At 28.4% G+C, this 13,140-nt stretch carries 14 protein-coding genes; 10 read left to right on the top strand and 4 right to left on the bottom strand.

The window, feature by feature from the left end:
• The first annotated feature begins 86 nt into the window (after window positions 1-86).
• Together ABDZ93_RS16580 and ABDZ93_RS16575 are read left to right on the top strand one after the other, a co-directional pair.
• Window positions 87-1,832, top strand: coding sequence for an ABC transporter ATP-binding protein (locus ABDZ93_RS16580; RefSeq protein ID WP_343827608.1), 1,746 nt, complete (start codon window positions 87-89; stop codon window positions 1,830-1,832).
• Entirely contained in the window at window positions 1,829-3,595 is a 1,767-nt protein-coding gene (locus tag ABDZ93_RS16575; protein WP_343827607.1) for an ABC transporter ATP-binding protein, read from the top strand. The genes ABDZ93_RS16580 and ABDZ93_RS16575 overlap by 4 nt, the downstream gene beginning before the upstream one ends.
• A 221-nt stretch (window positions 3,596-3,816) precedes the next feature.
• Here the strand turns inward: ABDZ93_RS16575 and ABDZ93_RS16570 are convergent, their stop codons facing one another.
• Window positions 3,817-4,347 carry a GNAT family N-acetyltransferase gene (locus tag ABDZ93_RS16570; RefSeq protein ID WP_343827606.1) on the bottom strand — a complete coding sequence of 177 codons (531 nt, stop codon included), beginning with the start codon at window positions 4,345-4,347 and terminating at the stop codon, window positions 3,817-3,819.
• A gap of 34 nt (window positions 4,348-4,381) precedes the next feature.
• Window positions 4,382-4,993 carry a histidine phosphatase family protein gene (locus ABDZ93_RS16565; protein ID WP_343827605.1) on the bottom strand — a complete coding sequence of 204 codons (612 nt, stop codon included), beginning with the start codon at window positions 4,991-4,993 and terminating at the stop codon, window positions 4,382-4,384.
• Window positions 4,994-5,248: 255 nt separating this feature from the next.
• On the opposite strand from ABDZ93_RS16565, the gene ABDZ93_RS16560 reads away from it, so the two are divergent.
• From ABDZ93_RS16560 to ABDZ93_RS16530, 7 genes are all read left to right on the top strand, one after another.
• Window positions 5,249-6,100 carry a CAP domain-containing protein gene (locus ABDZ93_RS16560; RefSeq protein ID WP_343827604.1) on the top strand — a complete coding sequence of 284 codons (852 nt, stop codon included), beginning with the start codon at window positions 5,249-5,251 and terminating at the stop codon, window positions 6,098-6,100.
• Between the two features lie 205 nt (window positions 6,101-6,305).
• On the top strand, window positions 6,306-6,770 hold the full coding sequence (locus ABDZ93_RS16555) for an NUDIX hydrolase (RefSeq protein ID WP_343827602.1): 465 nt from the start codon (window positions 6,306-6,308) through the stop codon (window positions 6,768-6,770).
• A gap of 94 nt (window positions 6,771-6,864) precedes the next feature.
• A complete protein-coding gene (locus ABDZ93_RS16550; RefSeq protein ID WP_343827901.1) occupies window positions 6,865-7,905 on the top strand; it encodes a S66 family peptidase in 1,041 nt (346 codons plus the stop codon).
• 6 nt (window positions 7,906-7,911) lie between these two features.
• Window positions 7,912-8,442, top strand: coding sequence for a 2'-5' RNA ligase family protein (locus tag ABDZ93_RS16545; protein ID WP_343827601.1), 531 nt, complete (start codon window positions 7,912-7,914; stop codon window positions 8,440-8,442).
• Between the two features lie 173 nt (window positions 8,443-8,615).
• Window positions 8,616-9,158, top strand: a complete 543-nt coding sequence (locus ABDZ93_RS16540; protein WP_343827600.1) for a 2'-5' RNA ligase family protein — start codon at window positions 8,616-8,618, stop codon at window positions 9,156-9,158.
• 36 nt (window positions 9,159-9,194) lie between these two features.
• Entirely contained in the window at window positions 9,195-9,752 is a 558-nt protein-coding gene (locus ABDZ93_RS16535) for a ribonuclease FAU-1 family protein (protein WP_343827599.1), read from the top strand.
• A 243-nt stretch (window positions 9,753-9,995) separates the two neighbouring features.
• The gene (locus tag ABDZ93_RS16530) at window positions 9,996-10,520 is read left to right on the top strand and encodes a biotin transporter BioY (RefSeq protein WP_343827598.1); all 525 of its coding nucleotides are present in this window, start codon (window positions 9,996-9,998) and stop codon (window positions 10,518-10,520) included.
• 58 nt (window positions 10,521-10,578) lie between these two features.
• Here ABDZ93_RS16530 and ABDZ93_RS16525 read toward each other — a convergent pair whose 3' ends face one another.
• Window positions 10,579-10,842: an ATP cone domain-containing protein gene (locus ABDZ93_RS16525; RefSeq protein WP_343827597.1), complete on the bottom strand. Its 264-nt coding sequence runs from the start codon at window positions 10,840-10,842 to the stop codon at window positions 10,579-10,581.
• A gap of 250 nt (window positions 10,843-11,092) precedes the next feature.
• Between ABDZ93_RS16525 and ABDZ93_RS16520 the strand changes: the two genes are divergently transcribed.
• On the top strand, window positions 11,093-12,016 hold the full coding sequence (locus ABDZ93_RS16520) for a DMT family transporter (protein WP_343827596.1): 924 nt from the start codon (window positions 11,093-11,095) through the stop codon (window positions 12,014-12,016).
• A gap of 80 nt (window positions 12,017-12,096) precedes the next feature.
• On the opposite strand, the gene ABDZ93_RS20130 is transcribed toward ABDZ93_RS16520, so the two are convergent.
• The gene (locus ABDZ93_RS20130) at window positions 12,097-12,648 is read right to left on the bottom strand and encodes a metal-dependent hydrolase (RefSeq protein WP_425544798.1); all 552 of its coding nucleotides are present in this window, start codon (window positions 12,646-12,648) and stop codon (window positions 12,097-12,099) included.
• Between the last annotated feature and the right edge of the window lie 492 nt (window positions 12,649-13,140).

The raw sequence follows: 13,140 nt of genomic DNA, 5'->3' as shown, positions 1-13,140 counted from the left end.
AAAGTAGTAGATAAGAAATGTTAGTCATAAAATAAACTTAATTGAAAATTTGGTATCGTCATAACCAATTGAAAGGGGTGATGACTATGAAGTTACCATTGAAAGACTACTTTCAATTATTATATAAGTATTTAAAAAGACAAAAATTTATGGTAATCCTATTATTCTTTATATTAGTTATGAACTTAGTGATACAGTTAGTGAATCCTCAGATATTGAGATATTATATTGATGCTGTAACACAAAATGAAGGAATTGAAAATTTATTAATAGCAGCCTTATTATTCATGGGCTTTGGAATTATAAGACAAGTATTTAAAATTGTATCTACTTATATTAGCGAAAAGGTTGGATGGACAGCAACTAATGCATTAAGAAGTGATTTAATAAAGCATTGTATAAATTTAGATATGGATTTTCATAAAGCTCATCAATCAGGAGAAATGCTTGAAAGAGTTGATGGAGATATAAATGCATTATTTAGCTTTTTCTCTACTTTTGTATTACAATTGCTATCTAATCTAGGGCTTTTGATAGGAATAATTTTATTGCTTTATAGAGAAGACTGGAGAATTGGATTAACATTAACGATGATTGCTATTTTAGACATGGTAGCTATGAAATATATAGAGAAAAAATCATTAAAGCATTGGGAGAAATCAAGAGCATATAATGCTCAGTTATATGGATTTTTAGGGGAGCAAATTACTAGTGTAGAGGATATAAACACTTGTGGTGCTAAAAATTACACTATGAATAGTTTGTATAAGCTATATAGAAAGATGTTACCTATAGAAGTAAAAGCATCTTTAGGACATTATTATATGTGGATAGCTAATATAATTGTTTTTGCCTTAGGAAATGTTGTTGCACTAATACTTTCAGCATATTTTTATGGGAATTCATTAATAACTTTTGGAACTGTATATTTAATATTTTATTATGTGGAGCTTATGTCTAGTCCTTTAGAGGAGATAAGGTCACAGATGCAAAAGCTTCAAAGAGCAGAAGCAAGTATTAAGCGTGTAAAGGAGCTTTTACAAATTAAAAGTAGGATAGAGTACGGGATTAAGAATTTGGATAATGAAGATTCTATTGATTTAAGCTTAGAGAAAGTCTCATTTAGTTATGAGGATGGAGAAGCTGTACTTAAGGATATAAACATTAATATAGAAAAAAATACTGTTTTAGGAGTACTAGGTCATACTGGAAGTGGTAAAACTACCTTAGCTAGATTAATTGTAAGATTATATGATGTATGTAGTGGAAGTATTAAATTCAATGGAGAAAATTTAAAGAGTATGACTAAAGAAAGTTTAATGGAAAATATAAGCTATGTTACTCAAGAAGTACAAATTTTTCATGCAACAGTTAGAGAAAATCTTACACTATTTAATCCTAATATTAAAGATGATACTATACTCAAGGTTATTGAAGATATTGGATTAACATCTTGGCTTAATAATTTGCCTGAAGGTTTAAATACTATTTTAGATAATGGGGGAAGTGGATTATCTTCGGGAGAAGCTCAACTTTTAGCCTTTGTAAGAGTTTTTCTTAAGAATCCTAAATTAGTTATTTTAGATGAAGCTACTTCAAAACTTGATCCTATAACTGAAGGGCTTATAGATAGAGCCTTGAACAAATTATTAGAGGAGAGAACTTGTATAATTATAGCTCATAGGCTTGGAACTGTAGGAAGAGCCGATAATATTTTAATTTTAGAAGAAGGAACGGTTTTAGAGTATGGTAATAGGAAAGAATTATGTAAAGATAGAAGTTCAAAATTTTATAACCTATTACAAAAGGGAATGGAGGAGGTGCTGGCATGATAAAAAAGAAGAAAGAGAAAACTCCAGTACTTAAATATATAGGTAGGATGATAATGTACAGACCATGGTATTATTTACTCAACTGTATTTTGTGGGTGTCAATTCATATGTTTCCTCTAGTACCCGGTTTAATTACTAAAAGATTTTTTCAGGTGTTAGAAAAAAGTGGAAGGGTAAATAGTGAAATTCTTAGTCTTATGGCATTAATTATAGTGGTTGCATTAACTAGGTCAATTATTATAGCTATTGGGGGAAGAGTAGATGCCAACCATAGATTTTCTATGAGTGCACTACTTAGAAGAAATCTACTAGAGTGTATTCTAAATAATCCACTAATTGAGAACAAAACTTCCTTAGGAGAGTCTATGAACTGTTTTAGAGATGATATAGGGGAGATTGAAGATGTTATAAGCTTTACTTTAGATATAATGGGAGATGGATTATTTGCTTTAGGTGCATTAATTATTTTATTAACTATAAATGTAAAGGTGACATTGTTTATTTTTGCGCCTCTAGTTGTGGTTATAATATTATCACAAAAAGCTATGAAATATATCTCAAAATATAGAACTACCGCTAGGGAAGCTACTGGGGATGTATCTGGAGCAATAGGAGAGATATTTAATGGAATACAAGCTATAAAGATATCAGGTAGTGAAGAATATATTATCGATAATCTAAATAGTCTCAATGAAAAAAGAATGAAGTATATGGTAAGAGATAAGATTTTTGTAAACATTATGGATGCTATATATGAAAATGCTGTAACTATTGGGACTGGATTCATATTGCTATTAACAGGTAGATATATGTTAGAAGGAAGTTTTTCCGTAGGAGATTTTTCACTATTTGTATATTATCTTCCCTTTGTAGCCGACTTTGCTGGTTTTCTTGGAGAAATTTTTGCTAGATATCAGCAAGGAGGAATTGCCTTTAAACGAATGTTTAAGTTATTGGATGGAAATATGGAGAAGGAGCTATTAGCACATAATTCATTACATTTAAAAGGAGAATTAATTGATGAAGAGGTTAAACAGAATCATACAGAGTTAAAATCTCTGAAAATTAAGAATTTAACCTGTATGTATAATGAAACCAATGGTATAAAAAATATAAATTTTACGATAAATCAAGGTGAGTTTGTAGTAGTTACAGGAAGGATCGGTGCTGGAAAGACAACTCTTATTAAATCTATTTTAGGTATGCTTCCTATGGATGATGGGAAAATCTATTTTAATAATGAAGAAGTTGAGAAAAATAGTGAAAAATTTGTTCCTCCAAGGGTAGCTTATACATCTCAGAATCCCAACCTATTTAGTGATACTGTCAAAAACAATGTTCTTTTGGGCTTAAAGGAGGAAAAAGAAAACTTAAATCAAGCCATATATTCTGCTGCTCTGGATAGGGATATTGGTAACTTTAAGGATGGAGTGAATACTGTAATAGGTTCTAAAGGAGTAAAGCTTTCTGGAGGGCAAAGACAAAGGGTTGCTGTGGCAAGGATGTTTGCAAGAAAGGCTGATTTATATATTTTTGATGATATATCTAGTGCTTTAGATATAGAAACCGAAATAAAGCTTTGGGATAGAATGTTTGAAAGAAAAAATATAACTGCCATAGTAGTCTCTAATAGTCATGTGGCCTTAAAAAATGCAGATAAAATTTTAGTTATGAAGGATGGAAAAATTGAAAGGGAAGGAAAACTTGAAGACCTTCTTGAAACCTGTGAAGAAATGAGGCAGATATGGGGTCTTGAGGCTTAAAAGAGAGTTTTAAATGATTATGCCTAAGTATAAGGGAGCGTTTCTTAAGGATAGCATGTAAAAAGGTATATAGTAACAATCCTAAAAGAAATTTAGCGATAAAAATTATCTAGGTTAAAACAATGTAGTTCTATATAAAAATTCATGAAAAAAAGGAGATTAAACAAAATTTTATTTAATCTTCTTTTTTATATTTTATACTGATTTAAATATAATGTATTTTATAAGATATATTCCATATGGCAATCAAAGGGCTCAAGATCATATAAATCTTTATTCACTTCTTTAGCCAATACACATCCTATACCTCTATAGAAATTTTGAGCATTTTCACAGGAGGAGGCAGATATATAGATTTTACTGGACTTTAATTCTCTAGCTTTTTTGGCACACATGTTAAATAGTGCTTTTCCAATACCTTTATGACGGTAGTTATTTGTAATGTGAAGATTAGATAATTGAATATAATGATCTTTACTTCCAAAGAATTCATTTTCTAATGAAGCAAATCCTACTAATTTATTTTCATCAAAGGCTGCAAAAACTGAACCACCTTTTTCTAAGGTAGATTTTAATTCATTACATATGCTTAATAGCTCATTAGTATCCCAATTCTCTTCATAATAAATATCTTTTAGATATTCACTTCCATCCTCTCTTATTCTCCAAGCTCTGTGTACTTCTTCATATCTATCAAAGTCCATGAATAATTCATGATTTAGTTCATCCATTGCTAATTCTTTATATATCATTGTTTACTACCTTTCATAATTTATCTTTAATAAATTAATTATTGTCAATGTTATCTAAATGAGATAATTTGTTTGTATAAACTATTCTATGACAGCAGCTAGTTACTTGCAAGTGGTGTATTCCGGTATCCCCTGTAGATATAAACATTCTTGAATTTAAAGGAAGATCTAAAAAGCTTCTAAAGAGCATATTTATTATGCCACCATGAGCTACAATAGCTATAGTGGAATCATAGGAATTTTCACTAACTATCTTTGATAGTATGGATTCAGCTCTAGTTCTGAATTCTATTATACTTTCCATTCCATACATGGATGTATGAGGCCATCTTATAGCAGGTTCAGGATAACGCTCATTTGCTTCTTCTCTAGATAATCCAGCTAGTAATCCATTATTAAATTCCATAAGTCTATCTTCATATATAATAGGAGTATTAGTAGCAGTAGATAATATTTTAGCAGTTTCACTAGCACGCTTTAGCGGACTAGAATAAATTTTATCAATATTATAATTAGTTGATAAAAAATTTGACATAGCTAAACCTTGTTTATTTCCAAGTTTTGTTAAAGGGAAATCTGCTCTTCCTTCATGTACATTTAAAATGTCTGCTTCTGATTGACCATGTCTAATTACAATGATATCCAAATTTATAGTTCCTCCTATAGTCGCAATTAAATTAAGGTTATAATATAATTATATTACAAAAATAAAATGAATTATGTGAATTTTTGGTTAATTATAGTTGCAATTGAGTGGAAAAAGTATATAAATAAAGGTATTATTAGGAGGGAATATGAAATTATACATTATTACGGAATCATAGGAATTGTTCTACTAATAAAAAATCCTAAATTTTATGTTATAAATAAATAATAACATAATTAAAAGGAAGTGATACTAATGAAGAAGAAGTTTATTACACTAATTATATGTGGAGCATTAGCAGGCACTGCACTAGTAGGATTAACTTTACAAAATAATATGGAAAGTGAAAACAATTCTAATGACAATAATAAAGCAAGTATTGAAAGTTTAGATAACAAAGAGAATACAATAGAGAATGCTAGCACTGAAATCGATTCATCAAATGTATTAGATGGAAAAGACACTAGGTTATCTCGCGGTGGTGGACAAGCTAAAAATTCACAAAATGATAAAAATGTAGTTAGAAATGATGAAGGAAGTAGTTTAGATAAGAAAGAAAATTCTAAGACTACAGTTAATAATCAAGAAGATATAACTGAAGATACTCCTTATAATAATACTGAAAAGCCATCGGTACCATCTCATGAAACAGTAAATATACCATCTAAATCAACAACTACACCTACTACAACAGATACAGGTGATTTTTCATCACAAATAGAACAACTTATAGTTACAAAGGTAAATGAAGAGAGAGCTAGAGCTGGTATGAGTACTTTAAGTTATAGTAGTCTTATGGAGAAATATGCAAGAATAAAATCGAAAGATATGGGAGATAGAAATTACTTTGACCATAAAAATCTAGAGGGTGAGCTTATAACGTCACAAATGGCTAGAGATGGTATTTCCTATAGAGCTTGGGGAGAAAATATAGCTTATATAGGTGGAGTATCTGATATAAATGAACTTGCTAATCAATTTATGATAAATTGGATGAATTCGCAAGGTCATAGAGAAAATATACTATCCCCTGATTATACAAGCATAGGTGTTGGCGTTTATAAAGCTGGAAATAGATATTATGCTACACAGGAGTTCTATAAATAATAGTACAAGCATTAAAATTAGATTGTAAATGCATAATAGGGAATTTAATTTAAAAAGGCACTAAGATAAAAGGCATCTTTAGTGCTTTTATTTTATATAAAAATATCTATGAAAAATGTTGTAGTGCATTTGTCAAAACTGTAAGTTTATTGTAATATATAATAAAGGTTTGTATCGTAATTTCATATAGGAAAGGAGAGACATAATGAAAGTTAATTTCTATAAGTTTAATGAAGTAGAAGAGTATAAATTAAAATTTGCAGTAATAATGGCAAGATATATGAATCAATGGATATTTGTAAAGCATAAAGAAAGAGATACTTGGGAAATTCCAGGGGGACATAGAGAAGAAAATGAAAGCATAAAGGATACTGCTCATAGAGAACTGAGAGAAGAAACAGGGGCTATAAAATTTAAACTCAATGCTATAAGTATATACTCTGTGGTAAGAGAGAGTAATGATACTGATGACTATGATGAATCCTATGGGGCACTTTTCTTTGCTGACATTGAAGAGTTAGGTCAACTTCCTAACTTAGAAATTGTGGAAATTTGTCTATTCAATAATCAACCTAAAAATCTTACTTATCCATTAATACAACCTCATTTATTTAATAAAGTTAGTAGAGTTTACACTCTAGATAATGGATCAAGATTTAATAGAATATAAGTATTAGGTAGATAGGAGTTAGAAAATGGAAAGAGGCTTTGAAAATATAATAAAATTAGATGATAAAGAAGATGAGAGAAATAATTTAAACTCTATGGGACTTAAAAAACCAATTATGTTAATTCCAGGAGATAAGGTTACAACCATAAGCCTATCCTGGGGTGGAGCAGGAGATGAGGATATACTTTGGAGATATGAAGTTGGGAAAAAAAGACTTCAAGAAGATTTCGGTCTTCAAGTTGTGGAAATGAAAACAACTCTTAAGGGGACAGAATATGTATACAATCATCCAGAGGAAAGAGCGAAGGACTTAATGAAAGCTTTTAAAGATCCTTCAATTAAGGGGATTTTTTCTTGTATTGGAGGGGATGAAAGTATAAGAATTTTACCTTATATTGATTATGAAATAATAAAGGAAAATCCTAAGATTTTTATTGGGTATTCTGATAGCACAGTTATTCATTTTATATGTATGAAGGCTGGTATTTCTAGTTTTTATGGACCTGCGATACTTTCTGAATTTGCTGAAAATATTAAAATGTTTGACTATACAAAAGAATATATTAATAAAGCACTATTTAATAATAGCCCTATAGGAGATATTAAATCATCAAAAATTTGGACAAGTGAATATTTACCTTGGGAAGTAAAAAATAAATTTATTTCAAGAAAAGTAAATGAAAATATGGGATATGAATTATTACAAGGAAGTGGAAAGGTTCAAGGACATTTAATTGGAGGATGCATTGATGTATTAGAAATGTTAAAGGGAACTGAGATATGGCCAGACCTTAAAACATGGCAGGGTGGTATATTATTTTTAGAAACCTCAGAAGATAAGCCAGAACCTACTTATGTGGAATATTGGTTACGAAATTATGGTGCTCAAGGAATTTTAAAAAATATAAATGGAATAGTTTTTGGGAAACCTTATGATAATGTTTATTATGATGAATATAAAGAAGCACTTATTAAGGTTATAAGAGATGAATTGAAACTTAAAGATTTACCAATACTATGTAATGTGAATTTTGGGCACACAACTCCTATAATCACAATTCCTTATGGGGCAAAGGCTGAAATAAATTGTGAAGAGAAGAGTTTTACAATAATGGAAAGCGGAGTTAGGAAGTGATAGAAGATGAGATATGTTATTGCTTCGGTTATAAAGGGAGAAGCAGGAGATTTTAATAATAATCTTAGAAAAGAAGTTTATGAAAAGTTTAAGGCTAAGTCTTCAAAATTACCTGCACATTTTACTATAAAGGCTCCCTTTGAATATGATGGAGATATTAAAGAACTAGAGAAATCTATAGAAAATTTTTGTATGTCCCATAAAAAAGAGCCTTTAGAGATTAAAGGCTATAATCACTTTGATGATAGAGTGATATATATGGATATGACAATGAGTAGGGAAGGTAAGGTTTTGCATGATGGATTAGTTGAAGAAATGAGTAAATTTCCATACATTGAATTTATAGATAAAGATGGTAAGGATAAGATATTTCATATAACTATAAGTTCTAAAAGGATAAAAAGCATATATTATGATCTTTGGAATTATGTAAATAAGTATCCATGTAATTTTCAAGGTTATTTCGATAATGTAAGTATTTATAAATGGGATAATAATACATGGATATTACATAGAGAGTATCTTTTTCAAAAATAAAAAAACATAATAACTACTGATCGATAATTTAAAATCAGTAGTTATTATGGCAGTTAGTGTAGATATAGATATAATTTTATGTATATAATATAATTTAAATTACAATAAACTTTTATAATTAAAACCAGTATAAATTTTATATATTTATAATATATATCTGGATAGGAGTAGATATGAGTAATGATATTAAAAAAAGATGTATAATGATATTTCCAGAGTTTGAAAATATAAATATAATTAATGCAATAAGAGAAACTTATGATCCTTTTGTAAATAATGTGAGACCTCATATTACTTTAGTCTTTCCTTTTGAAAGCAATATTAAAGAATACCAATTGAGAAATTGGATGAATGAAGCATTAAAGGGTTTAGAGTGCTTTCATGTGGAACTTGAAGGAATAATAAAAATTAGCAGTGACTCAAGTTTATATTTATGCTTACGAGTAAAGAAGGGCAAAGAAGAAATAAAAGAAATTCATAGTAGGTTGTATGATGGAATATTGAAGGAGTATAAGCCACAGTGGTTAAACCAGGTGGAGTTTATACCTCATATGACGGTTGGAAAATTTAGTTCTGAAGAAGAGTTAAATAATGCATATGAGAAAATTGGAAATTTAAAAGAAAAATTTTATTCAAAGGTGGACAAGGTGTCTGTAGAAATTGTAGTTAAAAATGATAGTTCTATTAGGGAAATAGATGTAGATTTACAAGAGTAGATTCTATCAATAAGCATTATAAGGAGAAGATATACAATGAAGAGAAGATTTGCTAATAAGCCAGATTGGAGTAGAGTATTAAGGAAAGAGTTTAAAATTGAATTTATTGATAATGAAGAGTTAAGAGGATATATATCTAGTATACATATGAAAGAGATAACAGAACCTTTAATTATACAAACTAAGGGAGTGGATTATTGTATCGTAGACAATGGATATTCTTGGATTCAATATTTTCCAGAAAATAAAAATTTCGTATTAACAGTTATGATTGATGAAAAAGACAATATAATTCAATGGTATTTTGATGTTTCAGAAAAGTATGAACTTACTAGAGATGGAATACCTTTCTACGATGATTTGTTTTTGGATATAGTAGTATTAACTACAGGAGAAGTAATATTATTAGATGAAGATGAATTAAATGATGCTTTAAGTAAAAAGGAAATAACAGAAAAACAATATGAAGATGCAACAAAACAAGCTAAGGAGCTTATTGCATGGATAAATGAAAATTTTGAGAAATTAAATGAGCTTACTAAGAAATATTATTACCATTTACAAAATATTACCCAGGAAATAAATTACATATAACGAGTGTTCGTATAAAGTACTGCTGAGTATGTCTCAAAATAAGTTCAATATTTTATATGAATTAATGTATTATTTTTTGATATCTATAATTAAAATAATTTTTAAAAGGTATTGTAAACTTAGATTAAATAAAAAGATTACAATATTCGCAAAATCTATAGAAATGGATGTATACATATGTTAATATATAAGTGAAGAGTCTTTAAAATGAAATATATAAGTATTAACATTGGAGGTACATCATTGGAAATTACAATTAAGAACATTATATTATGTGCTCTTTTTGCAGCATTAACAGCAATTCTTTCACAAATATCAATACCACTACCATTTACGCCAGTTCCTATAAATCTTGCCATGGTGTCAGTTTTTATTGCAGGAGGATTGCTAGAAGCTAAAATGGGAGCAATTAGTCAACTGGTGTACGTAATAATTGGAGCTATTGGGGTTCCTGTTTTTGCAAACTTTACAGGAGGTTTCGGAATTATAGTAGGCCCTACAGGAGGATATATAATAGGGTATATAATAGCTACAATTATAGTTGGAGTTATAGTAAAAAGATTAGGGGATAGTGTATATTCTTATGCAGTAGCCATGACAGTAGGTATCTTGGGATGTTATTTTGTTGGAACAGCATGGTTTATGTATATAACTCAAAGTGGACTAATAGAGGCGTTGCTTATGTGTGTAGTGCCATTTTTAATTGGAGATATATTAAAAATTATTTTATCAGCTTTCTTAGTTAAAAAGTTAAAAAAATATGTATAGATAATTAATAAAAGCACAGTAGATATTATTTACTGTGCTTTTGATAACTTACTTAAAGTTAAAGTATATTTAGCATATACGATTTAGCAATATTTTTATATCCATATTTAATTAATGCTTCAACTACAATACTTCTTACTTCGTAACCAGTAGTTATTTCCCTAGATAAAGATACTAAAATTGACTCTACATCAGAAATAATTAAGTCTAATTCTTTAGAATTTAGATGAATACCTACATCAGAGCCAGCATTTTCAACGCTAGTTTTAATTTTTGATGGTTGAAAAGAAACAACCTTTCCATTCTTCTTTATAAATTTCATATAAAAACCTCCTTGCTATAGTTATTATTCACATATAAATTTATTTAAAGTAATTATACACTGAAATAAGTAATTATTATATAGGTTTTACTAATGTTATATAATTAATAAATTAGTATTTAAAAGAGGATTAATGAAAAATTTGTAGAATTTAATAACTATATGTTAAAAAAAATTTAGATTTTTCATTATGAGAAAAATATTTTTGCATTAATCATGAATTAAAAGTTTTATTTGAAAGGGGATTACTATGACTAAAACTCAACTAAAAGCAAATATTTTACTTCTACTTACGGCTGCAATATGGGGGTTAGCATTTGTAGCTCAAAAGGTAGGAGCAGAACATGTAGGAGCATTTACATTTAATGGTATTAGGTTTGCCCTTGGAAGTATTTCATTGATACCGTTGATTTTATTTTTAAATAGAAAAAATATGAAGAATGCGGTCAATGAAAATAATGATGAAGGTTCTTTAAAACATACTGTAAAAGCTGGAATAATAGTTGGATGTGCTTTATTTATAGCAACAAGTCTTCAACAAATGGGAGTTATGGAGACTACCGCTGGAAAGGCTGGTTTTATTACTGGACTTTATATGGTGATAGTTCCGATTTTAGGGTTATTTTTAAAGCAAAAGGTTAATAAGAGTACTTGGATAGGAATAGTTATAGCAATTATAGGATTATATTTATTAAGTATTAATGAAGATTTTTCTATATCAAAAGGGGATTTATTAGTACTCATAGGATCTATTGGATGGGCTGTACACATTTTATTAATTGATAACTTTACTAAAAGAATAGATCCATTAATGTTATCATGTGTACAATTTGCTACATGTTCAATATTAAGTTTAGTAATGGCTATTATATTTGAAGATATCAATATGGTAGGTATATCAGGAGCTATGGTACCTATACTATATGGTGGACTTTTATCTGTAGGAGTTGCCTATACCCTTCAAGTAGTAGCACAAAAAGATGCAAAACCATCTCATGCAGCTATACTTCTTAGCATGGAATCTGTATTTGGTGCCATAGGTGGTGCTATGTTTTTGGGAGAAAGAATTGGTACTAGAGGCTTAGTTGGATGTGTATTAATATTTATAGCTATAATTATTTCTCAATTAAAGCCTTCAGAAGAAGGATTAAAGGATATTACAGAAAGTATTTAATATGATAGATTAAAGCTTGTACTATAGCTACTACATTTATAAATGTAGTAGACTATAATACAAGCTTTAATCATATTGAGTTATAGTAGAAAATAAATATATATTTTGTAAATATAATATGAGATTGGTATTATATATAAAATCTTCAATAATCTATTGAAAAATTTCTCTCCTACTGAATTAGTTTTAAGATTAAGGAAATTAATATTAAGTTTAAGCGGAAATAATAGCTCTACTCCTTGGTGAGTAAATAAATCTAAAAATATATGAGAGGCATATCCAATCCAAAATCCATAGCACAATATTTCTATAACGACATTCCAATTGCTTATGTAAATAAAAAACACGAAAAATATGTATAATACTATTAAAGATAATAAACTATGGGTAAATCCTCTGTGTCTACATTTTTTACCTAATGATTTTGAGATTAATGGGTATCGCTTGCTTATATAAGAACTTTTAAGATCTATATCAGGAAAAAGTGCTCCAATATTTACTGAACGAAAATATAAAATCATCAATAATAGCTCATAGATTAATAAATAATTGTTTGAATTTTTTAGGACCATTGGGTAAATAGTTATAACTCCAATTAAAAACCCACCAGATTCATGCGTTTGTTTCGTCATTTTTTCACCTGTTATCTTTTGTTTTACTACTAATTATTAAATGTATGATAAATCCTCAGTAGTTAAATATATTATATATTAATTATTGGGCTACGTACATATGTTTTTATAATATGTAATTATAAATTTAAAAAATATAAATTATATAGTTAAAAAATTAACTAAATGTGAAAAATCTTAATTTTTATTCATAAATAAGAATTATTATTGACTATAAGTGTCAAGGTAGTATTATATAATTAATGCAAAAAAATACAATTAAGTATAGATTTTTATTTATTGTGATAATATATCTATAGGTTTTTATTTATTTGGGAATTGTATTATATGATTGTAAATAAAGTATCTGGAGTAAAAGTATGAAAAAAAATAAGAGGTGTAGAAGAAATGTAAAGAAAGCTATAATTAAAATAATTATGCTATCAATGGGGATATGTATTGTAATTACAGGGATTTATTTTTTTAGGTGGTTAAATAATTGTTTCAAAAATG

This window comes from Clostridium subterminale (assembly GCF_039521425.1).
In the GTDB taxonomy this organism is placed as follows: Bacteria; Bacillota; Clostridia; order Clostridiales; family Clostridiaceae; genus Clostridium_J; species Clostridium_J subterminale.
Note: the sequence above shows the minus strand (reverse complement) of the source record. Positions and strands in the feature narration are given on the sequence as shown.